This window comes from Neoroseomonas alkaliterrae (genome assembly GCF_014199195.1).
GTDB classification, from domain to species: domain Bacteria; phylum Pseudomonadota; class Alphaproteobacteria; order Acetobacterales; family Acetobacteraceae; genus Neoroseomonas; species Neoroseomonas alkaliterrae.
In genome coordinates this window covers 40,944-65,290 of sequence record NZ_JACIJE010000013.1, presented here as the reverse complement: position 1 = coordinate 65,290, position 24,347 = coordinate 40,944, and the positions used below count along the sequence as shown (strand labels likewise).

Annotated in this window: 22 protein-coding genes; 7 read left to right on the top strand and 15 right to left on the bottom strand. The window is 72.7% G+C overall.

Annotation, left to right across the window (positions count from 1 at the left end):
• Window positions 1–111 precede the first annotated feature (111 nt).
• The 9 genes from FHS88_RS18320 to FHS88_RS18280 all read right to left on the bottom strand — a co-directional run bounded on the left by FHS88_RS18320 (window position 112) and on the right by FHS88_RS18280 (window position 11,199).
• Window positions 112–2,367, bottom strand: a complete 2,256-nt coding sequence (locus FHS88_RS18320) for a xanthine dehydrogenase family protein molybdopterin-binding subunit (RefSeq protein WP_184486923.1) — start codon at window positions 2,365–2,367, stop codon at window positions 112–114.
• Window positions 2,367–2,846, bottom strand: a complete 480-nt coding sequence (locus FHS88_RS18315) for a (2Fe-2S)-binding protein (protein WP_184486922.1) — start codon at window positions 2,844–2,846, stop codon at window positions 2,367–2,369. The genes FHS88_RS18320 and FHS88_RS18315 overlap by 1 nt, the downstream gene beginning before the upstream one ends.
• Before the next feature lie 4 nt (window positions 2,847–2,850).
• Window positions 2,851–3,720: an FAD binding domain-containing protein gene (locus FHS88_RS18310; protein ID WP_211842492.1), complete on the bottom strand. Its 870-nt coding sequence runs from the start codon at window positions 3,718–3,720 to the stop codon at window positions 2,851–2,853.
• A 156-nt stretch (window positions 3,721–3,876) separates the two neighbouring features.
• Window positions 3,877–5,454 (bottom strand): glycerol-3-phosphate dehydrogenase, encoded by a 1,578-nt coding sequence (gene glpD / locus FHS88_RS18305; protein WP_246420252.1) that lies wholly within the window; start codon window positions 5,452–5,454, stop codon window positions 3,877–3,879.
• A gap of 37 nt (window positions 5,455–5,491) precedes the next feature.
• The gene (locus tag FHS88_RS18300; protein WP_184486921.1) at window positions 5,492–6,886 is read right to left on the bottom strand and encodes an amidase; all 1,395 of its coding nucleotides are present in this window, start codon (window positions 6,884–6,886) and stop codon (window positions 5,492–5,494) included.
• Window positions 6,887–6,980: 94 nt separating this feature from the next.
• On the bottom strand, window positions 6,981–8,288 hold the full coding sequence (locus FHS88_RS18295; RefSeq protein WP_184486920.1) for a citrate synthase: 1,308 nt from the start codon (window positions 8,286–8,288) through the stop codon (window positions 6,981–6,983).
• Between the two features lie 114 nt (window positions 8,289–8,402).
• A complete protein-coding gene (locus FHS88_RS18290; protein ID WP_184486919.1) occupies window positions 8,403–8,912 on the bottom strand; it encodes a thermonuclease family protein in 510 nt (169 codons plus the stop codon).
• A gap of 162 nt (window positions 8,913–9,074) precedes the next feature.
• Window positions 9,075–10,661: a CYTH and CHAD domain-containing protein gene (locus FHS88_RS18285; protein ID WP_184486918.1), complete on the bottom strand. Its 1,587-nt coding sequence runs from the start codon at window positions 10,659–10,661 to the stop codon at window positions 9,075–9,077.
• Window position 10,662: 1 nt separating this feature from the next.
• Window positions 10,663–11,199 (bottom strand): SixA phosphatase family protein, encoded by a 537-nt coding sequence (locus FHS88_RS18280; RefSeq protein WP_184486917.1) that lies wholly within the window; start codon window positions 11,197–11,199, stop codon window positions 10,663–10,665.
• A 119-nt stretch (window positions 11,200–11,318) separates the two neighbouring features.
• Here FHS88_RS18280 and FHS88_RS18275 point away from each other — a divergent pair, with 119 nt between their 5' ends.
• Genes FHS88_RS18275 through FHS88_RS18260 form a run of 4 tightly spaced genes read left to right on the top strand, consistent with a single transcriptional unit; the run spans window position 11,319 to window position 14,995 of the window.
• Window positions 11,319–12,044, top strand: a complete 726-nt coding sequence (locus tag FHS88_RS18275; protein ID WP_184486916.1) for an SDR family NAD(P)-dependent oxidoreductase — start codon at window positions 11,319–11,321, stop codon at window positions 12,042–12,044.
• Window positions 12,044–12,649, top strand: coding sequence for a DUF6134 family protein (locus FHS88_RS18270; protein ID WP_184486915.1), 606 nt, complete (start codon window positions 12,044–12,046; stop codon window positions 12,647–12,649). The genes FHS88_RS18275 and FHS88_RS18270 overlap by 1 nt, the downstream gene beginning before the upstream one ends.
• A complete protein-coding gene (locus tag FHS88_RS18265) occupies window positions 12,646–14,178 on the top strand; it encodes a cryptochrome/photolyase family protein (protein ID WP_184486914.1) in 1,533 nt (510 codons plus the stop codon). Before FHS88_RS18270 ends, FHS88_RS18265 begins: the two co-directional genes overlap by 4 nt.
• 46 nt (window positions 14,179–14,224) lie before the next feature.
• Entirely contained in the window at window positions 14,225–14,995 is a 771-nt protein-coding gene (locus FHS88_RS18260; protein WP_211842476.1) for a creatininase family protein, read from the top strand.
• Window positions 14,996–15,038: 43 nt separating this feature from the next.
• Here the strand turns inward: FHS88_RS18260 and FHS88_RS18255 are convergent, their stop codons facing one another.
• From FHS88_RS18255 to sdhC, 5 genes are all read right to left on the bottom strand, one after another.
• Entirely contained in the window at window positions 15,039–16,610 is a 1,572-nt protein-coding gene (locus FHS88_RS18255) for an ABC transporter substrate-binding protein (protein ID WP_184486913.1), read from the bottom strand.
• A 128-nt stretch (window positions 16,611–16,738) separates the two neighbouring features.
• Window positions 16,739–17,521 (bottom strand): succinate dehydrogenase iron-sulfur subunit, encoded by a 783-nt coding sequence (locus FHS88_RS18250; protein WP_184486912.1) that lies wholly within the window; start codon window positions 17,519–17,521, stop codon window positions 16,739–16,741.
• Between the two features lie 11 nt (window positions 17,522–17,532).
• Window positions 17,533–19,344, bottom strand: a complete 1,812-nt coding sequence (gene sdhA / locus FHS88_RS18245) for a succinate dehydrogenase flavoprotein subunit (protein WP_184486911.1) — start codon at window positions 19,342–19,344, stop codon at window positions 17,533–17,535.
• Window positions 19,345–19,447: 103 nt separating this feature from the next.
• Window positions 19,448–19,843, bottom strand: coding sequence for a succinate dehydrogenase, hydrophobic membrane anchor protein (gene sdhD / locus FHS88_RS18240; RefSeq protein ID WP_184486910.1), 396 nt, complete (start codon window positions 19,841–19,843; stop codon window positions 19,448–19,450).
• A gap of 4 nt (window positions 19,844–19,847) precedes the next feature.
• Window positions 19,848–20,294: a succinate dehydrogenase, cytochrome b556 subunit gene (gene sdhC / locus FHS88_RS18235; RefSeq protein ID WP_184486909.1), complete on the bottom strand. Its 447-nt coding sequence runs from the start codon at window positions 20,292–20,294 to the stop codon at window positions 19,848–19,850.
• Between the two features lie 211 nt (window positions 20,295–20,505).
• Between sdhC and FHS88_RS18230 the strand changes: the two genes are divergently transcribed.
• The 3 genes from FHS88_RS18230 to FHS88_RS18220 are packed head-to-tail and all read left to right on the top strand — an operon-like array spanning window position 20,506 to window position 23,276.
• Window positions 20,506–21,747, top strand: a complete 1,242-nt coding sequence (locus FHS88_RS18230) for an MFS transporter (RefSeq protein WP_184486908.1) — start codon at window positions 20,506–20,508, stop codon at window positions 21,745–21,747.
• A 27-nt stretch (window positions 21,748–21,774) separates the two neighbouring features.
• Window positions 21,775–22,413, top strand: coding sequence for a trimeric intracellular cation channel family protein (locus FHS88_RS18225; protein ID WP_184486907.1), 639 nt, complete (start codon window positions 21,775–21,777; stop codon window positions 22,411–22,413).
• Window positions 22,410–23,276 (top strand): EamA family transporter, encoded by an 867-nt coding sequence (locus tag FHS88_RS18220; protein ID WP_184486906.1) that lies wholly within the window; start codon window positions 22,410–22,412, stop codon window positions 23,274–23,276. The genes FHS88_RS18225 and FHS88_RS18220 overlap by 4 nt, the downstream gene beginning before the upstream one ends.
• A gap of 12 nt (window positions 23,277–23,288) precedes the next feature.
• On the opposite strand, the gene FHS88_RS18215 is transcribed toward FHS88_RS18220, so the two are convergent.
• Complete coding sequence (locus FHS88_RS18215) at window positions 23,289–24,344, bottom strand: aspartate-semialdehyde dehydrogenase (RefSeq protein ID WP_184486905.1); 1,056 nt, start codon at window positions 24,342–24,344, stop codon at window positions 23,289–23,291.
• Window positions 24,345–24,347: the final 3 nt, after the last annotated feature.

Genomic DNA, 24,347 nt, shown 5'->3' with positions numbered 1-24,347 from the left:
TCCGGGGCGCACCTGATGCGCCGGCGCGGCAGCCGGACACAGGTGCGGCGCGATGAATGACGACCCCGCGCGGCGCGAGCGGGCCTTGCTCGCGCCGCGCGGTCGGTTCCCTCAGCCTTCGGCGAGGCGTTCCGTCACGCGCGGTGGCGACATCGGCAGCGCGTAGAAGCGCTTGCCCAGCGCGTCATGGACCGCATTGGCGATGGCCGCGAGCGGCGGGACGATCGGCGCCTCGCCCACGCCACGCACGCCCTGCGGATGCTTCGGGTTCGGGATCTCGAGCATGACCGGCTCGATGAAGGGAACGTCGGAGCAGACCGGCATCCGGTAGTCGAGGAAGCCCGCGTTATCCACGCGGCCGTTCTTGTCGTAGAGGTATTCCTCGCTCAGCGCCCAGCCGATGCCCTGCACCACGCCGCCCTGGATCTGCCCTTCGACATAGGAGGGGTGCAGCGCGCGGCCCACGTCCTGCGCTGCGGTGTAGCGTATCACGCGGACGATGCCGAGATCGACGTCCACCTCCACATCCACGCAATGCGTGGCGAAGCCGGGATCGGCGCCGGTGGTGTTGAGCTGGGTCTGGTTGCCGATCGGCCCGCCCATCTCGTTTGCCTTGGCAGCAAGTTCCTTCAGCGAGAGCGGGGGGAACTTGCCGGCATTGTCGCCGGCGGGCAGCGCCATCCCGTCCTCCCACTTCACCGCCTCGGCGTCGATGCCCCAGATCCGCGCCGCGCGCTCGCGGAGCTGGCCGATCACCTTCTCGGTCGCGGCGGTCGCGACCATCGCCGAGGCGAAGGTGACGCGGCTGCCGCCCGTGAGGTTGGAGAAGCCGATGGTCTGGGTGTCGCCGATGATGACGTTGACGCGCGAATGCTCGATGCCGATCAGCTCGGCCACGACATTGGCGATGGAGGCGCGGCTGCCGCCGACATCGGGATGGCCGGTGGTGACCACCACGTTGCCGTCCTCGGTGATGTTCACCTGCACCGAGGATTCGCCGCCGGCATTGTACCAGAAGCCCGAGGCGACGCCGCGCCCGCGCTTCACGCCGGGGCGCGGGTTCTTGTCGAGCGGCGCCGAGTAGTGCGGGTGGCGGCGGATCGCCTCCACCGTCTCGACGAAGGTGACGGCGCCGAAGGTCGGCCCGTAGATAGCCTTGTCGCCGGCCTTGGCGCTGTTCTTCACGCGCAGCTCCAGCGGATCCATCCCCAGCGCCTCGGCGATCTCGTCCAGCACGCATTCGGTCGCGAAGGCGCCGAGCGGCGCGCCGGGCGCACGATAGGCCGCGACCTTGGAGCGGTTCGACACCACGTCGTAGCCCACCGAGAGCACGTTCGGGATGGCATAGGGCGCGAAGGAGCAGCCCACCGGCCCGCGCAGCGGCGAGCCCGGCAGCGCGCCCGCCTGCAGGTAGAAGGTGCCCTGCGCGGCGACGATGGTGCCGTCCTTCTTCGCGCCGATCTTGACGGTGGAGAGCGAGCCCGGCGCGGGGCCGGTGGCGCGCTGCACCTCCTCGCGCGTCATCACCATCTTCACCGGGCGGCCCGACTTCTTCGACAGCATCACCGCCACGGGCTCGAGGTAGATGATGGTCTTGCCGCCGAAGCCGCCGCCGATCTCGGCCGGGATGGCGCGGATGTTGCTCTGCGGGATGCCCGTGAGCAGCGAGGTCATGGCGCGCACCATGAACTGGCCCTGGGAGGAGGACCAGATCGTCACCCGCCCGTCCGCGGCGTAGGAGACGGTGCAGGCATGCGGCTCGATGTAGCCCTGATGCACTGGGCGGGAGGTGAAGGTCCGCTCGATCACCACATCGGCCTCGGCGAAGCCCTTCTCGACATCGCCGGTCTTGAGCACCATCGTGCCCGTGATGTTCGAGGGCTTGTCCTCGAAGCGGTTCCATTCATGCAGGATGGGCGCGTCGGGCCTGATCGCGTCCTCGATCTCAATGACGTGCGGCAGGACTTCGTAGTCCACCTCGATCAGCGAGCAGGCATGGGCCGCCACCTCCTCGTTGATGGCGGCGACGGCGGCGACGGGGTGGCCGTGGAACAGCGCCTTCTCCCGCGCCATCACGTTGCGGCACATCCAGCGCATGTCCTGGATGCCGAGCATGACGGACTTGTCCACCGGGAAGTCCACGATGTCCTTCGCCGTGACCACCGCCTTCACGCCGGGCAGCGCCTCGGCCTTGCTCGTGTCGATGCCGCGGATGCGGGCATGGGCATGCGGGCTGCGCAGGATCTTGCCCCAGATCATGCCGGGCATGGCGTAGTCGGCGCTGTACTGGGCGCGGCCGGTCACCTTGTCGGCGCCGTCGGGGCGGATCGTGCGGGCGCCGATCCACTTGTTCGCCATGTCGTTCATCAGGCGGCCCTCCTCATCTCGGCGGCGGTCTCGAGCACGGCGCGCACGATCTTGTCGTAGCCGGTGCAGCGGCAGAGGTTGCCGGCGAGGCCGAAGCGCACCTCCTCCTCGGTCGGGTCGGGGTTCTTCTCGAGCAGCGCGCGCGCGGCCATCAGCACGCCGGGCGTGCAGATGCCGCATTGCAGCGCGGCCATTTCCAGGAACTTCTGCTGCAGCGGGTGCAGGTGGTCGCCCTGGGCCATGCCCTCGATGGTGCCGATCTCGCGGCCCTCGGCCTCGGCGGCGAGCATCAGGCAGGCGCAGACCAGCCGCCCGTCCAGCGTGATGGAGCAGGCGCCGCAATCGCCCGAGCCGCAGCCCTCCTTCGTGCCGGTCAGGCCGAGCGGGCCGCGCAGCACGTCGAGCATCGAGGCGGAGGCGTCGCAGAGGAACTCCACCGGTTCCCCGTTCACCGTCGCCGAAACGTGGATCTTCGCCATGGTCTCAGTTCCCTCCGGCGCGCTGCGCGGCGATCGCGGCCGTGCGCTTGAGCAGCACGCCCGCCACCTTGGTCCGGTAGGCGATCGTGCCGCGCTTGTCGTTGATGGGCTTGCAGGCCGCCCGGCAGGCGGCGGCCGCCGCTTCCAGCGCGGCATCGTCGAGTCGCGTGCCGATCAGCGCGCGCGCGGCCTCCTCGACCAGCAGCACCGTCGGCGCGACCGCGCCGAGGCTGACGCGCGCGGCCTTCACCACGCCGCCCTCGAGCGTCAGGTTCACCGCGCAGCCGACCACCGCGATGTCCATCTCGGTGCGCGGGATCATGCGCAGATAGGCATCGCCCGAGCCTTTCGGCCGCGGCGGCAGGGTGAAGGAGACGAGGATCTCGCCCGGCGCGAGGGTGGTGCGGCCCGGGCCCGCCGGCACCGCCTCGACCGGCATCTCGCGCCGGCCCGCCGGCCCCTGCACCGTCACCCTGGCGCCGGCGGCGACCATCGCCGGCACGCTGTCCCCGGCGGGGGAGGCGTTGCACAGGTTGCCGCCCGGCGAGGCGCGGCCCTGCACCTGCTTCGAGCCGATCAGGTTGATCGCCTCCAGCACGCCCGGCCAGGCCTTGCCGAAGGTCGGATGCTCGGCGAGCACGGCGCCGGGGACCGCGGCGCCGATGCGGAAGGCGCCGCCGCCGAGATCCTCGATCGCGGTCATCTCCGCGATCTTCTTGATGTCGATGATGGTGCCGGGCTTGGCCACGCCGGCGCGCATCTGCACCAGCAGGTCGGTGCCGCCGGCCAGGATGCGCGCCGCGCCGGCCGCGGCGGCATAGGCGCCGACCGCTTCGTCCAGCGTTTGCGGCGCCAGGTATCGGATATCCGTCATTGGTCGCTTTCCACTCCCCGCGCAGCCCGTCGCTGCGGGCCCTTGGCCCGGCAAGGGCCGGTCCGGTGCTTTCACAACCGACAGGCTAGGCCGCCGCGCCGCCGGAGGTCCATCCCCCCCACCCGAGACCGGCGCGAGCGCGCTCCGGCGGGGCCTTCAGCACGTCTCGCCCTGCGCCGCCGCTTCCATGCGCGCCGCAAGCGCGGCCTGCTCCGCCGCGCTCATGCGCAGCCCGAGCTTGGTGCGCCGCCACAGCACATCCTCCGCGGTCGCGGCCCATTCGTGGCGCCGCATCCAGTCGAGTTCGCGCTCGGTCAGCCCGGCCCCGAGCGGCGCGCCCAGCCCGGCGGGGGATGTCGCGCCGCCCAGCACATCCTCCAGTTCGCTCCCGTAGCAGCGGACCATGCGCGCGAGATCCTCGGCCGGCAGCCAGGGGTGGCGGCGCGCGGCCTCGGCCTCGAAGGCGGCGAGGCCGCCCGGGCCGAGATCCCCGCCGGGCAGCGGGGCCGTCGCGGTCCAGCCGGTGCCCGCGGGCATGCCGAGCGCCTTGGCGAGCAGCCCTACCGCCTCCTCCGCGAGCCGCCGGTAGGTGGTGATCTTGCCGCCGAACACCGAGAGGATAGGCGCGGCCCCGCCCGGCGCATCGAGTTCGAGCAAATAGTCCCGCGTCACGGAGGAGGCATCGGCGGCGCCGTCGTCGTAGAGCGGGCGGACGCCGCTGTAGGTCCAGACGACGTCCGCGGGCCGCGGCGCGCGGCGGAACTGGGCGGCGACGGCGGCGCAGAGATAGGCGATCTCGTCCTCCTCGGCGCGCGCCGCGCGGGCATCGCCCTCGAAGGGGATGTCGGTGGTGCCGATCAGCGAGAAGCGCCGTTCGTAAGGGATGACGAAGACGACCCGGCGGTCGTGGTTCTGCAGCAGATAGGCCTGCGGGCCGTCGTGCAGGGCCGGGACGACGATGTGGCTGCCCTTGACCAGCCTGACCCGGCCGCGGGAGTTGCGCCCGGCGCGGCCGAGCATCTCCGCCGCCCAGGGGCCCGCCGCATTGACGATGGCGCGCGCGCCGAGGGCGATGCGCCGACCGTCGGCGCGCTCCGCGCTCGCCTCCCATCTCCCGTCGGCGCGGCGGGCCGTCACCAGGGCGGTGCGCGTCAGGATCGTCGCGCCGCGCCGTGCCGCATCGCGCGCGTTCAGCAGCACGAGGCGCGCATCCTCGACCCAGCAATCCGAATAGGCGAAGGCATGGGTGATCGGGGCAGCGAGCGGCGCGCCATAGGGATGCGCGCGGCAGTCGATCGCCTCGTGGCCGGGCAGGCTCACGCGCCGGGCCAGTCGGTCGTAGAGGAACAGCCCGGCGCGGATCAGCCAGCGCGGCCGCATCTCGGGCCGGTGCGGCAGCACGAAGCGCATCGGCCAGACGATGTGCGGGGCGATGCGCAGCATCACCTCCCGCTCGGCCAGCGCCTCGCGCACCAGGCGGAACTCGTAGTGCTCGAGGTAGCGCAGCCCGCCATGGATCAGCTTGGTCGAGGCCGAGGAGGTGGCCCCGGCAAGGTCGCCGCGCTCGAGCAGGCAGACGCGGAAGCCGCGCCCGGCGAGGTCGCGCGCGATGCCGCAGCCATTGATGCCGCCGCCGACGACGAGGATGTCGAAGTCCCCCATCGGAGCGGCGGGGGCGGCATCGGCCTGATGCGCCGGAGCGCCCGCCGGCGTGCCGGCCGCGCCTGCGCTCATGGCCCCCGCGGAGCGACCGCGGGCCTGCGGGCGCGCCTCATGCCACCACCACCGGCGCGATCGCGCCCGCCATCCAGCGCGCGATGGCGGTCGCCTGCGCGTCCATCTGCGGCTGGGCCATGACCTGGATGCCCATCGGCATCCCGTCCACGGCGCAGAGCGGCACCGTCACCGCCGGCGCGCCGAGGCCGGAACTCGGCGTGTTGAACACCGCATCCCCGGTCGGCCGGGCCTTCAGCGGCTGGCCGGGCACGTCGCCCGCCCAGAACGGCGCCGGGCCCGGCGAGGCCGGGGCGATCAGCGCCTCGACCACCGGGGCAAGCGCCGCGTGGCGGCCGCGGACCTCCTCGCGCTGCAGCAGCCGCAGGCGGTAATCCTCGGGCGTCATCGCCTCGGCCATGGCCAGCACGGCCTTGCTGCGCGCGCTGATGGCATCCGGGTCCTGCGCCACCAGGTTGCGGAACAGCCAGTGGTTCTCCCAGGCCGTGATCGCGCCGGTCATGGCCTGCATGCCGATGAGCGCGTCCTCGAAGGCCGCGAGCAGCGGATGGTCGCCCCGGCGCAGCACGGTCACGCCCTGGGCGCGCAGCGCCTCCACCACCTGCTCGAAGACGGAGCGGCTGGCATCGTCGAGCGCCGCCCAGCCCTCCGTCTCCATGACGCCGAGCACCATCGGCCTGCGCGCCGCGGGCGGCGCGGCGGGGCCCGTCAGCGGCGGGCGGCCGGGGTCGCCGCCGGCGCGCCGCGCGATCTCGATGGCCACCTGCCACATGTCCTCGATCGAGCCGGCATGGATGCCGGTGGTGCTCATGCTGGTGGCCTGGCGCTCGCCGCGGTTGATCCCGCCCTGGCTCGGCTTGAGCGCGAAATTCCCGCAATAGGAGGCGGGCCGGATCACCGAGCCGCCGACCTGCGTGCCGAGTGCGGCAGGCACCATCCCCGCCGCCACCGCCGCCGCCGAGCCCGACGACGAGCCGCCCGGCGTGCGCCGCTGGTCGAAGGGGTTGGTGGTGGGCCCCGGATGCGCGCCGCCGAGCTCGGTGGTCACGGTCTTGCCGAGCACCACGGCGCCCGCCTGCCGCAGCGCCCAGACCGCGGCGTTGTCGCGCTTCGGGAAGTTCCCGCGATAGGCCGGGCAGCCCATCTGCGTCGGCATGTCGCGCGTCTCGAGCAGGTCCTTGATCCCGATGGGCATGCCGTCGATGGGCGAGAGCGGGCGGCCGGCCTTCCAGCGCGCGGTGCTGGCGTCGGCGGCTTCGCGCGCGCCCTCCTGGTTCAGCACGACCCAGGCGCGCACCACCGGCTCGCGCGCCGCGATCGCCTCGAGGCAGCGCTCCAGATACGCGCGCGGGGTGTCGCTGCCGTCGCGGAACCGCGGGGTGGCGTCGTGGAAGGTCGGGGCGCGGAAGCCGCGCGGGTCATAGGCCGCCAAGACGGTTCCTCCGGGGGTGCCGGACACAACCTAGGGCAGCCCGGCCTCCGCCGGAAAGCGGGGCCGGCCGCGTCCATCCGCGCGGCGCGGCGTGTCAGCCGCGGCGGTCCATCGGCACGAAGTCGCGCGCCGCCGGCCCGGTGTAGATCTGGCGCGGCCGGCCGATGCGCTGGGAGGGATCCTCGATCAGCTCCTTCCACTGGCTCACCCAGCCCACGGTGCGGGCGACGGCGAACAGCACGGTGAACATCTGCGTCGGGATGCCCATCGCCTTGAGGATGATGCCCGAATAGAAATCGACGTTCGGGTAGAGCTTGCGGCTGATGAAGTAGTCGTCCGAGAGCGCGATCCGCTCCATCTCCATCGCCATGTCGAGCAGCGGCTCGTTCTTGATGCCGAGCTCGGCCAGCACCTCGTGGCAGGTCTCCTTCATGATCTTCGCGCGCGGGTCGAAGTTCTTGTAGACCCGGTGCCCGAAGCCCATGAGCTTGGTGTGGGAGTTCTTGTCCTTCACCTCGCGGATGAAGGCGGGGATGTTCTCGGGCTTGCCGATCTCGGCGAGCATCTTGAGCACCGCCTCGTTCGCGCCGCCATGCGCCGGGCCCCACAGCGCGGCGATGCCGGCGGCGATGCAGGCGAAGGGGTTGGCGCCGGTCGAGCCGGCCAGGCGCACGGTGGAGGTCGAGGCGTTCTGCTCGTGGTCCGCATGCAGGATCAGGATGCGGTCCATCGCGCGCGAGAGGATCGGGTTGTTCACCCAGGGCTCGGCCGGGACGGCGTTGAGCATGTAGAGGAAGTTCTCGGCATAGCCGAGGTCGTTCCTGGGGTACATGAAGGGCTGGCCGATCGAGTACTTGTAGGCCCAGGCCGCGATGGTCGGCACCTTCGCGATCAGGCGGAAGGCCGCGATGCGGCGCTGCTCGGGGTCGTTGATGTTCAGGTTGTCGTGGTAGAAGGCGGCCATGGCGCCGACCACGCCGCACATCACCGCCATCGGGTGGGCGTCGCGGCGGAAGCCGTCGAAGAAGCGCCGGAGCTGCTCGTGCAGCATGGTGTGGCGTGTCACGCCGGTGTCGAACTCGGCGTACTGCGCCTTGGTGGGCAGTTCCCCGTTCAGCAGCAGGTAGGCGACCTCGAGGAAGGTGGATTTCTCCGCCAGCTGCTCGATCGGGTAGCCGCGGTAGAGCAGCACGCCCTCGTCGCCGTCGATGTAGGTGATGGTGCTCTCGCAGGAGGCGGTGGCGCCGTAGCCGGGGTCGTAGGTGAAGATGCCGAGCTCGCCGTAGAGCTTGCGGATGTCGGCCACCTGCGGGCCGAGCGTCCCCCCGAGCAGCGGAAGCGTGGTGCTCTTGTTGGAACCCTCCATCGTGACCGTGATGGAGCCGGTGACCTTGCTGCTCATGTCGGGAACGTCCTCAAACCCTTCGGGGCCGGCGCGTCCCGCGCGCAGGCCCTCTCGTGATGCAGTGCAAGATAACGGCGGGCGTGGACCCTGGCAAACCGGCGGCGGGGCGCGTCAGTCGCGCCCGTGCCACTCCTGCGGTGCGCCCGCGCCATAGGCCCAGAGGCCGCGGCCGGCGCTGCGGGCCGCGTGCTCGGCCGTGCGCAGCGCGCCGCCGGTGGCCACCGCATAGCCATCCGCGACGAGCCTGCCGCCGAGGTCGAGCCCGTTCGCCTCGCACTCGCCGATGCCGCGCCCGAAGCCGTCCCGCCCCACGATGCGGCAGGACACGGCGCGGCCCGCGACCATGCGCGTCAGCGCGGCCGTCGCCTGGCCGCCGCAATCGAAGGCCTGGCCGTCGGGGCGCTGGCAGCGCTCCCCGCGCGTCGGCGCCGCGATGCCGGAGAGCCGGACCACCCGCTCGCCCAGGGCGAGCGTCTCGCCATCCACGATGCGGATATCCGGCGCATCCGCCGCCCATTGACGGTCGGCCGGGGCCGATCCGAACAGGTTCGAGGGCAGGCCCAGGGCGATGACCAGCGGCAGGGCCACTGCCGAGGACAACAGAAGCGCCGCGCCGCGCATGCGCGGGCGGGTCCTGCGGCCTTTGAAGATGCGCCGTCGTTCAAGCACGGCGGTTGGTTAAACCGACCCGGCGCGCATCCGCAACCGGGGATGGCCGAGTTTTCGCGCTCTGCACGCGGAGTTGCGGCGCCGATGCGTCAGCGGTCGTTGCAACAATCCGGCCTAGTCGCTTGACCAGAAACGATCCCTGCGCAGCAGACGGTCCCAGGCCTCGCGCGCCGCGCCACGATCGGCCGCGACGCGCGCCACGGACCAGCCCTCCACCACGCCGACCGCCCAGGCCCGGCCGGCATCGCCCTGCCGCGCGAGGCGGGCGACGAGCCCGCGCGCCACGGCCGCGTCATTCGCGAGGCCGAGCCCGTCCTGCAGCGCCGCCAGCCGGCGCAGGAAGCGGCGCCCGGCCTTGGGGCCGAAGAGCGGCGCGAAGAGTTCCGCCGCGTAGCGCAGCCGCTTGCCGTCCAGGCGCAGCTCGTGCAGTTCCTCGGCCGTCAGGCTCGCGAAGTCCTCGCCCGCGCGGCGCAGCCTGGTCCAGCGACGGTCCAGGATCTCGCGGCCGAAATCCGTGGCCGGGGCGTCGAGGACCTCCCGCCGCGCCTCCTCGGCACCCTCCCGCCAGGGGCGCAGTAGCAGGACCTCGAGCGCGTCGAGCAGCAGCATCCGCCAGGCCGCGCCCTCCAGCATCCGCTCAACCGCGGCATAGGCCGCCTCGCGCTCCTTCGCCGCGGCCCGCAGCAGCGCCTCGATGCGGCGGTCGCCGGGGAAGGCGGCGGCGACATCGGCCGCGATGCCGCCGAGGAACACGTCCCAATCACGCGCCGGCCCCAGCACCGCGAGCACCTCGCGCAGCCGTCCATCCAGCGCGCGCAGCGCGGCGCAGTCGGTCGCGCGGCGGAACACGCGGAACACCGAGCGCAGCCGGCGCAGCGCGACCCGCGCCTGGTGCACCGGCTCGGGCGTCGCCTCGGGCGCGATGCGCGCGGTGCATTGCCGCACCACCTCGAGCAGGTGGCCGATGGCGTGGCGGAAGGCCTCCTCGGCCGTCGTCGCGGCCGAGGTGTCCGGCGCCCCCTGGCGGAAGGGCCGCGCCGGGGCGCCGGCCGCCAGCGCCCGCCCTTCCTCGGCGAGGTTGGCCGTGGGCGGCAGCATGGGCAGGTCCGCCGCCAGCGCCCGCGCCACGGCGAGCACCGCCGCCGGCGCCCCGGAGAGCGTCAGCCGCGCCGCCGGCCGCTGCGCGGCGACGCTGCGGATCTCGCCCGTGAGCAGCCGCGCCTCGACCGCCCCCTCCGGCGGGGCGAGGCGATAGGCGTGCTCGCGGCCGGCGAAGGCGGCGATGGCCGCGAGGCCGCCGCCCTCCGCCTCCTCCGGCACGGCATCGGCGGCGAGTTCGCGCAGCACCGAGGCGGGCTGGCCGGGATGCCAGGGGCCGGCGGCTTCGGGCCGGATGCGCAACAGCCGCCGCGGCCCCCGGGCGGGCGCCTCCACGATCAGGCCCTGGGCGGCGAGCGTGCCCTCCGGCGTGTCGAACCAGATCCGGTCGCCCGGCAGGCTGCGTGCGCGCCCCACGCGCCAGCGCGACACCGCGGCCTGCCGCCCGAACCGCGCGGCGGCCTCGGGCGGCAGCACGAATTCGAGGCTCAGCGCCGCCTCGGGCTCCGCCGCGCGGGCTTCCGCCTCGGCGGCCTCGGCGCGCGGCTCGCCATCCGCCTCGGCGGTGCGCGCGCGGGCCGACCCTGCATGGCCGGCCGGCATGTCAGAGCACCGCTTCGGGCAGATCCGCCGGAACCAGGAAGCGGATCAGCCGGCCGGCGCCCTCGTCGAGGTCGTGCCACGGCGTCGCGATGCTGAACTCGGCCAGCGCGCAGGTCGGGAAGCCCTCGGCCATGCGGCGGGCGGCGGCGGCGTTCGCGCCGGCCATGCCCTTGGCGCCGGCCAGCGCGAGCGCGAGGTCCTGCAGCCCGGGATTGTGGCCGATCAGCATCACCGAGCGCGCCGTCTCCGGCGCGCGGCGCAGGATCTCGAGCAGCCGGGGCCAGGGGGCGAGGTAGAGGTCGTCCATCGGCTCGACCAGCGGGCTGTCGGCGAAGGGCGAGATCGCCTCCAGCGTCTGCAGCGTGCGCCGGGCCGAGGAGACCAGCACCACGTCCGGCGAGAGGCCGAGATCGCGGATCGCCGCCGCCATCGCCTGCGCCGCGCGCCGCCCGCGCGCGTTCAGCGGCCGCGCATGGTCGGGGAGCATCGGGTCGTCCCAGGAGGATTTCGCGTGGCGGAGCAGAAGGAGCTGGCGCATCTCGCCGCCCATCCTGCCACGCCGCGGCGCGGCTGTCGCGCCCATCCCCCCGCGCCCCTCGCCAAAGCCGTCGCGGGGCCCATCTCCGCGCCGGGCCGGGACGAAGGGATGGAGGGACGATGACACGGACCGTGGTGGTGGTCGGGGCGACCGGCGCGATGGGCTCGGCGCTGGCGCGGCGGCTGGCGCAGCGCGGCGAGCGGCTGGTGCTGGTGGCGCGCGATGCGGCGCGGCTCGAGGCGCTCGCGGCCGGCCTGCCCGGCAGCCTCGCCGTGCCGGCGGATGCGACGGATGGGCGCGCCCTTGCCGCGGCGATCGCCGCGGCCGGGCCGGAGATCGCAGGGCTCGCCTATTGCGCCGGCTCGATCCTGCTCAAGCCGCTGCGCCGCACCACCGAGGAGGATTTCCTCGCCACCTTCCGCCTCAATGCGCTGGGGGCTGCGCTGGCGGTGCAGGCGGCGCAGCCGGCGCTGGTCGCGGCACGCGGGGCGGTGGTGCTGGTCTCGACGGTTGCGGCGCGCGCCGGCTTCGCCAACCATGCGGCCATCGCCGCCGCCAAGGCGGCGGTGGAGGGGCTGACGGTGGCGCTCGCGGCGGAACTCGCGCCCGCGGTGCGCGTCAACTGCATCGCCCCCTCGCTCACCCGCAGCGCCATGGCGGCGCCGCTGATCGGGAACCCGCAGATGGCCGAGGCGCTGGCCGCGCAACACCCCATTCCACGGCTCGGCGAGGGCGAGGACCCCGCCGCCGCGGCCGCCTTCCTGCTCTCGCCCGAGGCCGGCTGGATCACCGGCCAGGTGCTGGCCGTGGATGGCGGCCGCTCGACCGTGCGGAGCCGCGGATGATGCGGCGGCGGCACGCGCTTCTCGGCCTTGCGGCGCCCTTCGTCATGGCCGCCGCGCCCGGCGGGCAGGAGATCGCCTTCCGCGTGCGGCGCCGGGGCGATGCCGTGGGCACGCATGTCGTCCGCTTCGCCCAGCGCGGCGGCGAGCGGGTCGCGACCTCGGAGCTCGCCATCGTGCCGAAGGTGATGGGCGTCGTCGTCTATCGCTACGAGCACCGCTACGAGGAGGTGACGCGCGAAGGCCGCTTCCTGCGCGTCGCCTCCCGCCTCAACCGCAACGGGCGCATCGTCGAGGTGCGCGGCGAGGCCACCCCCGGCGCGGTGCTGCTGGAGGGCACGGAAGGCCCGCAGCGCCTCGCGCCGGATGCCGCACCGCTGTCGTGGTGGGAGATGCGCCGGATGGGCGGGGCGGTGCCGCTGTTCGGCACCACCACGGGCCGGGCGCTCGCGCTGTCCTGGGAATCGCGCCGCGGTTCGGCGGGCGGGCCGTCCTTCACCTGCAGCGGCGATGTCTCCGCCACCGTCGCCTTCGACGCGGCGGGGCGCTGGGTCGGCTTCTCGGCGCGCGGCGAGGACGGGAACGACATCGTCTACGAAGCGGCATGAAGGGCGGCGCGCTGCGCGTCGTGCTCGGGGACCAGTGCGCGCGGGACATCGCCGCGCTGCGCGACCTCGATCCGGCGCGCGACACCGTGCTGATGATGGAGGTGCAGGAGGAATGCACCTATGTCCCGCATCATCCGCAGAAGATCGTGCTGGTGCTCTCGGCCATGCGGCACTTCGCGCGCGCGCTCGCGGCCCGGGGCGTGCGCGTGGACCATGTGCGCCTCGACGATCCGGCCAACACGCATGGCTTCCGCGGCGAGGTGCTGCGCGCGGTGGCCCGCCACCGCCCCGCGCGCATCGTCGCGACGCATCCGGGCGAGTGGCGCGTGTTGGAGGACATGCGCGGCTGGGAGGCGGCGTCCGGCGTGCCGGTCGAGATCCGCGAGGATGCGCGCTTCCTCTGCCCGCTGCCGCGTTTCCGCGCCTGGGCCGAAGGGCGGAAGTCGTATCGCATGGAGTTCTTCTACCGCGAGATGCGGCGGATGACCGGCCTGCTGATGGAGGGCGACGCGCCGGCCGGCGGGCAATGGAACTTCGATGCCGAGAACCGCTCGGCCCTGCCCGAGGGGATGGCGCCGCCGCCCCCGCCGCGCTTCGCCCCTGATGGCATCACGCGCGAGGTGATGGCCCTCGTCGCCGCGCGCTTCGGGGCGCATTTCGGCGCGCTCGAGGGCTTCGCATGGCCGGTCACGGCGCGCGACGCCCGCGCCGCGCTCGACGCCTTCATCCGCGACCGGCTGCCGCGCTTCGGGGACTACCAGGACGCGATGGCGGCGGGGCAGCCGACGCTGTTCCACTCGCTGGTCTCGACCAGCCTCAACATCGGCCTGCTCGATCCGATGGAGGCCTGCCGCGGCGCCGAGCAGGCCTGGCGCGACGGCCATGCCCCGCTCAACGCCGCGGAGGGCTTCATCCGCCAGATCCTCGGCTGGCGGGAATATGTGCGCGGGATCTACTGGCACCTGATGCCGGGCTATGCGGCGGAGAACGCGCTCGGCGCGGGGCGTCCGCTGCCGGCCTTCTACTGGGGCGCGCCGACCAGCATGCGCTGCATGGCCGAGGCGGTCGCGCAGACGCGGGATCTCGCCTACGCCCATCACATCCAGCGGCTGATGGTCACCGGCAATTTCGCGCTGCTGGCCGGCATCGCGCCGGCGGAGATCAATGCCTGGTATCTCGCCGTCTATGCGGATGCCTTCGAGTGGGTGGCGCTGCCGAACACGCACGGCATGGCGATCCATGCCGATGGCGGGCTGATGGCCTCCAAGCCCTATGCCGCCTCGGCGGCCTACATCAACCGCATGTCCGACTACTGCCGCGGCTGCGCGCATGATCCGAAGCAGGCGACGGGACCGCGCGCCTGCCCGTTCAACTTCCTCTACTGGGACTTCATCGCCCGCCACGCCGATCGCTTCGCGGCGAACCCGCGCATGGCGCTGCCGCTGAGAAGCCTCGCGCGGATGGACCCGCGCAATGTCGCGGCGATGCGCGCCGAGGCGGGGCGGTTCCTCGCCGCCCTCGACGGCTGAACGCCCGCGCTCCATCCTCGGCGCCGCCGCAGAGACGGAGAGGGGCATGGCGAGCGAGACCGAGATCGAGTGGATGAGGCTGACCTTCGCGGAGCTGAACGCGCGCGCCGCCGAGGGCGCGATCGTGATCGTTCCCGTCGCCTCGCTCGAACAGCACGGGCCGCATCTGGCGACCGGCGTGGACATCCTCTGCGCCACCGCGGTTGCGCAGCGCACGGCGCGGCGCCTCGCCGCCGCGGGCAGGCCGGTGGTGGTGATGCCCTGCGTCTGGACCGGGCTCGCGGAGCATCACGTGGCTTTCGGGGGGACGGTCACGCTCGACTTCTCGACCTTCTCGGCGCTGCTCAAGGGCGTGGTGCGCTCGGCCGCGCGGGCGGGATTCCGGCGCGTGATGCTGCTGAACGGCCATGGCGGCAATGCCGAGGCGGTCGCCGTGGTGGCGGGCGAATGCCAGGTGGAGCTGGGCATCGCGGTCGCCGCCGGAACCTACTGGCATCTGGTGGGCGACGGCTTCGCCCCGATCCTCGAACGCCAGTCCACGGTGCTGCACGCCTGCGAGGCGGAAACCTCGATGGTCATGGCGCTGATGCCCGCGGCGGTGCGGCCCGGAAGGCTGGCCGAGGCGCATGGCCCACATTCGACGCGGCCCGAAGGGCAGCCCGCGGCGATGATCCGCCGGCGCTCCTTCCGCGAGATGACGGAGAGCGGCGTGATCGGCGATGCGCGCTCGGCGAGTGCGGCGAAGGGCGAGGCGCTGCTCGAGACCGCCAGCACGATCATCGCCGAGGAACTCTCGCGCGAGCGGCTCTGGACCTAGAGAGGGCGCGGCGCGCGGCCGCCCCGCCCTCCGCAAGCGGGCGCTACTGCGCCCGGCGGACGCCCATCGCGATGGTCCGCTCGTCCATGCGCGGGTCGTGCGTGAAGCCGCGCCGCGCCGCCCAGGTGTTCACATACTGGATGAGCTGGATGTAGGGCTCGGTCTCGGCATAGCGCGCCACCGCCTCGTGCCACATCGCCTCGCGCCGCTCATCGTCCATGGTGGCCGAGGCGCGGGCCAGGAGGTCGTCGAAGACCGGATCCGAGAAGCGCGCATTGTTGTTGGCACCCGTCAGGCGGGCGCGGTCGCGGGTGGCCACGACATTGGCGAGGAAGTTCGACGCCTCGCCCGTGCTGGAGCCCCAGGCCGCGAGCTGCACCGCGAACTCGAAGCGCATCCGCCGCGGCACGAAGCCGGTCCAGGGGAAGGCCTGCACCTGCGTCCGGACGCCGATGCGCGTCCACATCTGCGCCACCGCCTGGGTCAGGCGCCCGTCATTCGGCCAGCGGTCGTTGGGGCCGGTGAGCGTCACCCGGAAGCCGTCCGGATAGCCGGCCTCAGCGAGCAGCCGCCGCGCGCCATCGGGGTCGAAGGGGCGGGGGCGCACGCTCGGATCGTAGCCGAAGGCGCCCTCGGGCAGCCATTGCGCGGTCGGCGTGGCAGCACCCTCCATCACCTGCTCCGCCAGCGCCTGGCGGTTGATCGCCATGGAGAGGGCGCGGCGGACGCGCACATCGCGGAAGGGGTTCGCCGGCAGCGGGTTGCCGGCATGGTCGGTGATCTGCGGATCGTTCCCCTCGCGGCCGTAGTCCGGCACGAGATAGACGGTCCTGAGACTCGGGATGCTGCTGATCGTCACGCGCTGGTCCCGCCGCAGCCGCGCGAGGTCGGAGGTCGGCACCTGTTCGATCAGGTCCACATCGCCCGCGAGCAGGGCGGCGGTGCGCGCGCCGTCGTTGGTGATGATGCGGTAGTTCACCCGCGCCCAGGGCTCCGCGCCGCCGAAATAGGCGGGGTTGCGCTCGAGCTCGGTGCGGTCGCCGAGGCGGTAGGACACCAGCCTGTAGGGCCCGGTGCCGATCGCGGCGCGGCCGGAGTTGAAGTCCTCGGTCGCCGCGCCCTCGGCGGCGTGGCGGGCGATGATCGAGACCGAGGCGATGTCGAGCGGCATCAGCGGATGCGGCTGGCGCGTATGCAGGCGCAGCGTGTGGGCATCCACCACCTCGACGCGCTCGATCGCGCGCAGGAAGCCCTGGAAGCCGCCCGGGCTGTTCGGCACGTTCGGCACGCGGGCGAAGGAGAAGGCCACGTCCTCGGCCGTGAAGGGCCCCCCGTCGTGCCAGGTCACGCCCTCGCGCAGCTTGAATTCCCACAGCCGGTCATTGATGGCGCGCCAGGAGACCGCCAGCGCGGGATGCGGCCGCGCCCGCCCGTCGCGTTCCACCAGCCGGTCGAACACATGCATCATCATGGCGTTGTTCGGACCCAGGTTGTGGAAATGCGGGTCCATGGACGTGACCGGGGCCGCGGAGGCAAGGGTCAGCGTCTGGGCATGCGCGGCGGGCGCGAGGGCGATCGCGGCGCCGGCCAGCAGCACATGAAGCGTCCTGGACATTGGGGGTCTCCCGGTTGTGGTTGCCGGGAGGCTAGCCCCCGCGCGCCCCCCGGCGCCACCCCCGCCGCAACGAAAAGCGCCGCGCCCCCGGGCGGGAGCGCGGCGCGGATCGCGGCAGGCCGGGCTGCTCAGCCCTGGCGCTCGACCATCAGCTTCTTGATCTCGCCGATCGCCTGCGCCGGGTTCAGCCCCTTCGGGCAGGTCCGTGTGCAGTTCATGATGGTGTGGCAGCGATAGAGCTTGAACGGATCCTCGAGCGCATCGAGCCGTTCGCCGGTGGCCTCGTCGCGCGAGTCGGCGATCCAGCGATAGGCCTGCAGCAGCACCGCGGGGCCGAGGTAGCGGTCGCCGTTCCACCAGTAGGAGGGGCAGGCGGTGGAGCAGCAGAAGCACAGGATGCACTCCCACAGCCCGTCGAGCTTCGCGCGCTCCTCCTTGGACTGCAGGCGCTCGCCGTCGGGCGGCGGCGGCGTGTCGGCCTTGAGCCAGGGCTCGATGGAGCGGAGCTGCGCATAAATCTGGGAGAGGTCCGGCACCAGGTCCTTCACCACCGGCATGTGCGGCAGCGGGTTGATGCGGACATCGCCCTTCACCTCCTCGATCGGCTTGAGGCAGGCGAGCGTGTTCAGCCCGTCGATGTTCATCGAGCAGGAGCCGCAGATGCCCTCACGGCAGGAGCGGCGGAAGGTGAGGGTGGAGTCGATCTCGTTCTTGATCTTGATCAGCGCGTCCAGGACCATCGGGCCGCACTGGTCGAGGTCGATCTCGTAGGTGTCGGTGCGCGGATTGGCGCCCGCGTCCGGGTCCCAGCGGTAGATCTTGAACGCCTTGACGTTCTTCGCCCCCGCGGGCGCGGGATAGGTGCGGCCCTCGCCGACCGTGGAGTTCTTCGGAAGCGTGAAGGTGGCCATCGGTCGGTTCCTCAGTAGACGCGCGCCTTGGGCGGGAAGACCTGCACCTCGTTGGTCAGGGTGCGCATCTTCACGTCGCGGTAGTCGAGGCTCACGGCGTAGTTGTCGTCCACGCGCGCGAGGGTGTGCTTCATCCAGTTCTGGTCGTCGCGCTCGGGGTAGTCCTCATGGGCGTGGGCGCCGCGGGATTCCTTGCGCGCCTCGGCGCCATAGACGGTGGTCAGGGCGTTGCCGATGAGGTTGTCGAGCTCCAGCGCCTCGACCAGGTCGGAGTTCCAGATCAGCGAGCGGTCGGCGATGCGGATGTCGGCATAGCCGGCCGCGACCTTGTCCATCTTCTCCACACCCTCCTTCAGCAGCTCGGAGGTGCGGAACACAGCGGCGTGGGTCTGCATGGTGCGCTGCATGGTCAGGCGCAGCTCGGCCACGGAGGTGCTGCCCTTCGCGTTGCGCACGCGGTCGAAGCGGTCGAGCGCCTTCTCGCCCGCCTTGGGCGGCAGCGGCGGCTGGGAGGCGCCGGGCTTCAGCGTCTCCGCCGCGCGATGGGCCGCGGCGCGGCCGAACACCACCAGGTCGAGCAGCGAGTTGGTGCCGAGGCGGTTCGCGCCATGGACCGAGACGCAGGCCGCCTCGCCCACCGCCATCAGCCCCGGAACCACCCGGTCCTGGTCCTTGCCGGTGGCGTTCAGCACCTCGCAATGGATGTTCGTCGGGATGCCGCCCATGTTGTAGTGGACGGTGGGCAGCATCGGGATGGGCTCCTTGGTCACGTCCACCCCGGCGAAGATCTTCGCCGTCTCGGAGATGCCGGGCAGCCGCTCGTGCAGGATGTCCGCGCCGAGGTGCTCGAGGTGCAGGTGGATGTGGTCCTTGAGCGGGCCGCAGCCGCGCCCCTCGCGGATTTCCATCGACATGGCGCGGGAGACGACGTCGCGCGAGGCGAGATCCTTCGCGGTGGGCGCGTAGCGCTCCATGAAGCGCTCGCCCTCGGAGTTCGTCAGGTAGCCGCCCTCGCCGCGCGCGCCTTCCGTCACGAGGCAGCCCGAGCCGTAGATGCCGGTCGGGTGGAACTGCACGAACTCGTTGTCCTGCAGCGGCAGGCCGGCGCGCAGCACCATGCCGCCGCCATCGCCCGTGCAGGTATGCGCCGAGGTGCAGGAGAAATAGGCGCGGCCATAGCCACCGGTGGCCAGCACCGTGGTCTGCGCCCGGAAGCGGTGGATCGAGCCGTCCTCGAGGCACCAGGCGATGACGCCGCGGCAGGCGCCCTCGTCGTCCATGATGAGGTCGAGGGCGAAATACTCGACGAAGAACTCGCAATTGTGCTTCAGCGACTGCTGGTAGAGCGTGTGCAGGATGGCATGGCCCGTGCGGTCGGCCGCGGCGCAGGCCCGCATCGCGGGCTCCTTGCCGTAATGCGTCATGTGGCCGCCGAAGGGGCGCTGGTAGATGCGCCCGTCCTCGGTGCGGCTGAAGGGCACGCCGTAGTGCTCGAGCTCGATGATCGCCGGCACCGCCTCGCGGCACATGTATTCGATGGCGTCCTGGTCGCCGAGCCAGTCCGACCCCTTCACGGTGTCGTACATGTGCCAGCGCCAGTCATCCTCGCCCATGTTGCCCAGCGCCGCGCCGACGCCGCCCTGGGCGGCGACGGTGTGGCTGCGCGTGGGGAACACCTTCGTGATGCAGGCGGTCTTGAGGCCGGCCGCGCCCATGCCGAAGGTGGCGCGCAGCCCGGCGCCGCCCGCGCCCACCACCACCACGTCATAGGTGTGGTCCACGATGCGGTAGGCGCCGTTGGAAGGCTTGCTGATCGCGTTCATCGCTTCCGTCTCGTTCGTTCCGCGCGGCGGGGAATGCGCCCTCCGGCCCGCGATGATGTCCTCATGATCCCAAGCTAGGCAGCCTTGGCGACCCCGCCAGGGCCTACCGGACCGCGATGCGCAGCACGGCGAGAGACGCCGAGAGCCACAGCAGGACGCACACGCCCTTGACGGCGAGCAGCAGGCCGAGGCGGGCCATCTCGCCGCGGACATAGTCCTCGATCACCACCTGCAGCCCGGCCGCGGTGTGGTGGAAGGCGGCGGCGAGGAAGGCGAGCAGCAGCACCGCGTTGAACGGCCGCCCGATCCAGGCGGTCGCCTGCTGCCAGGTGCTGTCGGGCATGGTCGCGAGGCTGAACACCAGCCAGACCGTGAGCGGCAGCAGCGCGATCGAGGTGACGCGCTGCATCCACCAATGATGCGTGCCGCCGCGGGCGGCGCCGAGGCCGCGGACGCGGCCGAGCGGGGTGCGGAGGGAGCGTATCGTCGGCGCGGCCATGGGCTCAGATCCAGGCGATGAGCATGATGAGCCAGGTCAGCGCCGTCAGCGCCGCGGTGCCGATCAGCACCGCCCGGCCCGTGAGATAGGTGGTCGGCAGGTCGAAGCCGCGCCCGGAATCCCAGTAGAGATGCCGGATGCCGGCGAGCGTGTGATACCAGGCCGCGGCCGTCAGCCCCATCAGCCCGATCACGCCCACGAAGGAGCCGAGGAACCACATCACGCCGTTGAAGGCCGCCTCCCCCGAGGCGGCGGCCAGCAGCCACCAGACCAGGAAGACGAGCCCGACCGACCAGACGACGCCGGTGATGCGGTGGGTGATGGAGAGGGCGCTCGTCATCTGCAGCATGTCATAGGCCTGCAGGTGCGGCGAAAGCGGGCGGCGGACGAGGCTGCCGTCCGACCGGCGGCCGACCATGACGGCCTCCCGCGTGTCGGTGATCTTGGACATGGGTCCGTACACTCCAGGCGGCCGCTTGCCCCGTCCCCGAGCCGGGGGCCGGCCTTCGTGGCGCCCCTTGTATGGTGCGGCGCGGGACAGCGTCAAATCGCGGCGGGATGCGGGGCGGGCACGGCCACGCCCGCACCGCGCCCCTGCCACGTTGACCGGGCGGCCCCGCGGGCGCAGCGTTGCACCCAAGACCACCCTGCAAGGCCGCGCCATGTCCGCCGAGACGCAGCCCCTTCCGTCCGGCGCCACCGCCGGGCAGGACGCCCGCATCATCGCCCTGATCGGGACCGGGCATTTCCTGTCGCATTTCTACGTCCTGTGCCTGCCGCCCCTGTTCCTGATCTGGCGGGAGGAGTTCGGCGCCTCCTTCGCGGAGCTCGGCCTCGCGGTCGCGCTGATGTCGGGCACCACCGCCCTGCTGCAGACGCCGGTCGGCTTCTGGGTGGACCGTTACGGCGCCAGGCCCTTCCTGGTCGGCGGGACGCTGCTGATGGCGCTCTCCATCGCCGCCATGGCGGCGGCCCCGGGCATCTGGGCCATCTGGGTGCTCGCGGTGCTCTCGGGCATCGGCAACTCGGTGATCCACCCGGCCGACTACGCGATCCTCGCCGGTTCGATCGACAAGTCGCGCATGGGCCGCGCCTTCGCGCTGCACACCTTCACCGGCAATCTCGGCTTCGCCCTCGCGCCGCCGGTGATCGCGCTGCTCGCCGCGCTGATCGGCTGGCGCGGGGCGCTGCTGGCGGTCGGGCTGCTCGGCGTGCCGGTGGTGCTCGCGATCCTGGTGCAGAGCCGCATCCTGCGCGACCAGGCCAAGCCCAAGGCGCGCGCGACGGACGCGCCGAGCGGTCGGCAATTGCTGCTCTCGCGGCCGATCCTGCTGTTCTTCGGCTTCTTCCTGCTCTCCTCCATGGCGGGCTCGGGGATCCAGGCCTTCGTGATCACGGTGCTCGGCCAGCTCTGGGGCACGCCGGTCGCCGTCGCCTCCATGGTGCTGACCGGCTACATGGTCGGCGCGACCTCCGGGACGCTGGTGGGCGGCTGGATCGTGGACCGCACGAGCCGCAACCTGATCGGCTTCGTCATCGTGCTGACCGGCTTCGCCATCGCCATGATCCTGATGCTCGGCCTCATGCCGCTGCCCGAGATGCTGCTGCCGGTCGTCGGGCTGCTCGGCGGGCTGGCGATGGGCGCCTCGCGCACGCCGCGCGACGTGATGCTCAAGGACGCCTCGCCGCCGGGCGAGATCGGCAAGGTCTTCGGCTTCGTCTCCTCGGGGCTGCCGCTCGGCGGGGCGATCACGCCGGTCCCGCTCGGGCTGCTGATCGATTTCGGTCAGCCGGGGCTGGTGCTGCCGGTGGTCGCGGCCCTGCTCGCGCTGTCGCTGCTCTGCGCCGGCTCGGCGCAGGCCGAGGCCCGCAGCCGGCGGCGGGCGCCGGTGGCGGCGGAATGAGGCGCGCCGGGCGCGGGCGGCCGCGCCATGCTTGACGACCTGCTCGCCGCCCTGACCTGGGCCGCCGTCGCGGTGCTGGCCATCGCCGGCGCGCTCAGCGCCTCGCGCAAGCAGCTCGACCCGGTCGGCTTCATGCTGGTCGCCTGCCTCTGCGCCTTCGGCGGCGGCACCGTGCGCGACGTGATCCTCGACCGGCCCGTCTTCTGGCTGGATGCGCCGGGCATGGTGGCGCTGGCGGCGGGCCTTGCCCTCGTCGTCTTCTTCACCGCGCATCTAATCGAGCGGCGCTTCATCGTGCTGCTCTGGGCCGATGCCGTCGGCCTCGGCCTCTTCGCCGTGCTCGGGGCCGAGGCCGCGCAGCGCGCCGGCGCCGCGCCCTGGGTGGCGGTGCTGATGGGCACCGTGACCGCGACCGCGGGCGGCATCCTGCGCGACATCGTCTGCGCCGAGATCCCTCTGGTCCTGCGCCGCGAGATCTACGCCACCGCCGCGGCGCTGGGTGCTGCGGTGTTCGTCATGGCGCTGGATGCGGGGCTCGGCCGCGATGCCGCGATCAGCCTCGGCGGCCTCGTCGCCTTCGGCGCGCGCGCGGCGGCGATCCTCGCCGGCTGGTCGCTGCCGGCCTATCGCGCGCGGCCGGGCCGCGACTACCCGGACCGCCGGTGAGCCGCGACGCGCTCGCCATCCTGCTGACGCTCGCGGCGGGTGCGCTCTACACGCTGGGCTACGCGATCGCGAAGCTGCTCTCGGCGAGCCTCGATCCGGTGCAGATCACCTTCCTTCGCTCCCTCGTGGTGCTCGCCGCGGCCGCCGCGCTGCTGCCGCTGCTGCCCGACCCCGGCGGCGCGGTGCGGCGGCTGCTCGCGCCCCAGCGGGCACGGGACCAGCGCCTTGCCGCCGCCGCGCTGATCCTGTCCACCACCATCGCCGTGCTCGGCTATGCGCTGGTCCCGGTGACGGAGGCTTCCGCGCTCGGCTTCACCGCGCCGGTCATCCTGGTGGCGCTGGGCGCGCTGGTGCTGGGCGAGCGCGTGGACGGCCGGCGCTGGGCCGCTGTCGGCATCGGCTTCGCCGGCATGCTGCTGGTGGTGCGCCCGGGCGGGGAGCTGTTCACCTGGGCGGCTGCGGTGCCGGTGGCGGCGGCCCTCATCTATGCGCTCTACCAGGTGCTCACGCGCCGCATCCGCGATGTCGCGACCGAGCGCGACGCGACGCTGCAGGGCGCGCTGGTCGGCGTGGCGATGCTCGGCCCCGCCATGCCATTTCTCTGGGTTTGGCCGGACCTCGCGGGGCTGGTCCTCGTGCTGCTCTACACGGCGGTGCAGACCGCGGCGCTGCTCTGCCTCGCCGGCGCGGTGCGGCGGGCGGAGGTCTCGGGCCTCGCGCCCTGGCACTATTCGCGGATCGTCTTCGCGCTCGGCCTCGATGCGGCGCTGTTCGGTCGCGTGCCGGACGGCTTCGGCCTCGCGGGCTGCGCGCTGATCGCCGCGGCGGGCCTGCTGATCGCCCGGCCGGGCCGCAGGCGCTGAAGGGCGCGCGGATCAGCCCTCCGACGCCGGCAGGATGCCGGCGAGGCGCGTGCCGAGCGTGCCGTTGGCATGCATCGCCTCGGCGATTTGCACCGCGTTCAGCGCCGCGCCCTTGCGCAGATTGTCCGCCACGCACCAGAAGGCGAGGCCGTTCGGCACCGTCGGGTCGCGCCGCAGACGGGAGACGAACACCGCATCCTCCCCCGCGATCTCGATCGGCGTCGCATAGCCGCCATCGTCGCGCGCATCGAGCAGCGTGACGCCCGGTGCGGCGCGCAGCACCTCGCGCGCCTGGCGCTCGGTGATCGGCCGCTCGAACTCGGCATGCACCGCCTCGGCATGGCCGATCATCACCGGCACGCGCACGCAGGTCGCCATCACCTGGATGTCGGGGTCGAGGATCTTGCGAGTCTCGACCGCCATGGTCCATTCCTCGCGCGTCGCGCCGTCCTCCATGAAGGCGTCGATGTGCGGGATGACGTTGAAGGCGATCGGCTTGGTGAACTGCTCGGGCGCCGGCGGGTCGTTGACGAAGACGCCGCGGGTCTGGGACCACAGCTCGTCCATCGCCTCCTTGCCCGCGCCGGAGACCGATTCGTAGGTCGCGACCACCACGCGCCTGACCTTCGCGATGTCGTGCAGCGGCTTCAGCGCCATCACCATCTGGATGGCGGCGCCGTCCGGGTTGGCGACGATGCCCTTGCGCGGCCGCTTCGCGATGGCCTGCGGGTTCACCTCCGGCACCACGAGCGGCACGCCGGGCTCCATGCGGAAGCGCGGCGTGCTGTCGATGACGAGGCAGCCTGCGGCCGCCGCGCGCGGCGCATGGGCGGCCGAGACCGCCGCGCCGGCCGAGAACAGCGCGAGGTCCATCCCCGCGAAGTCGAAGCGGTCGAGGTCGCGCACCTTCAGCACCGCCGCCTCGCCGAAGGAGACCTCCGCCCCCACCGTGCGGCCCTGGGCCAGCGCCACGGCCTCGCCGACCGGAAAGCCCCGTTCGGCGAGGGTCTTGAGCACTTCCCGCCCGACCGCGCCGGTCGCGCCGACGACTGCGACCCTGTAGGCCATCAC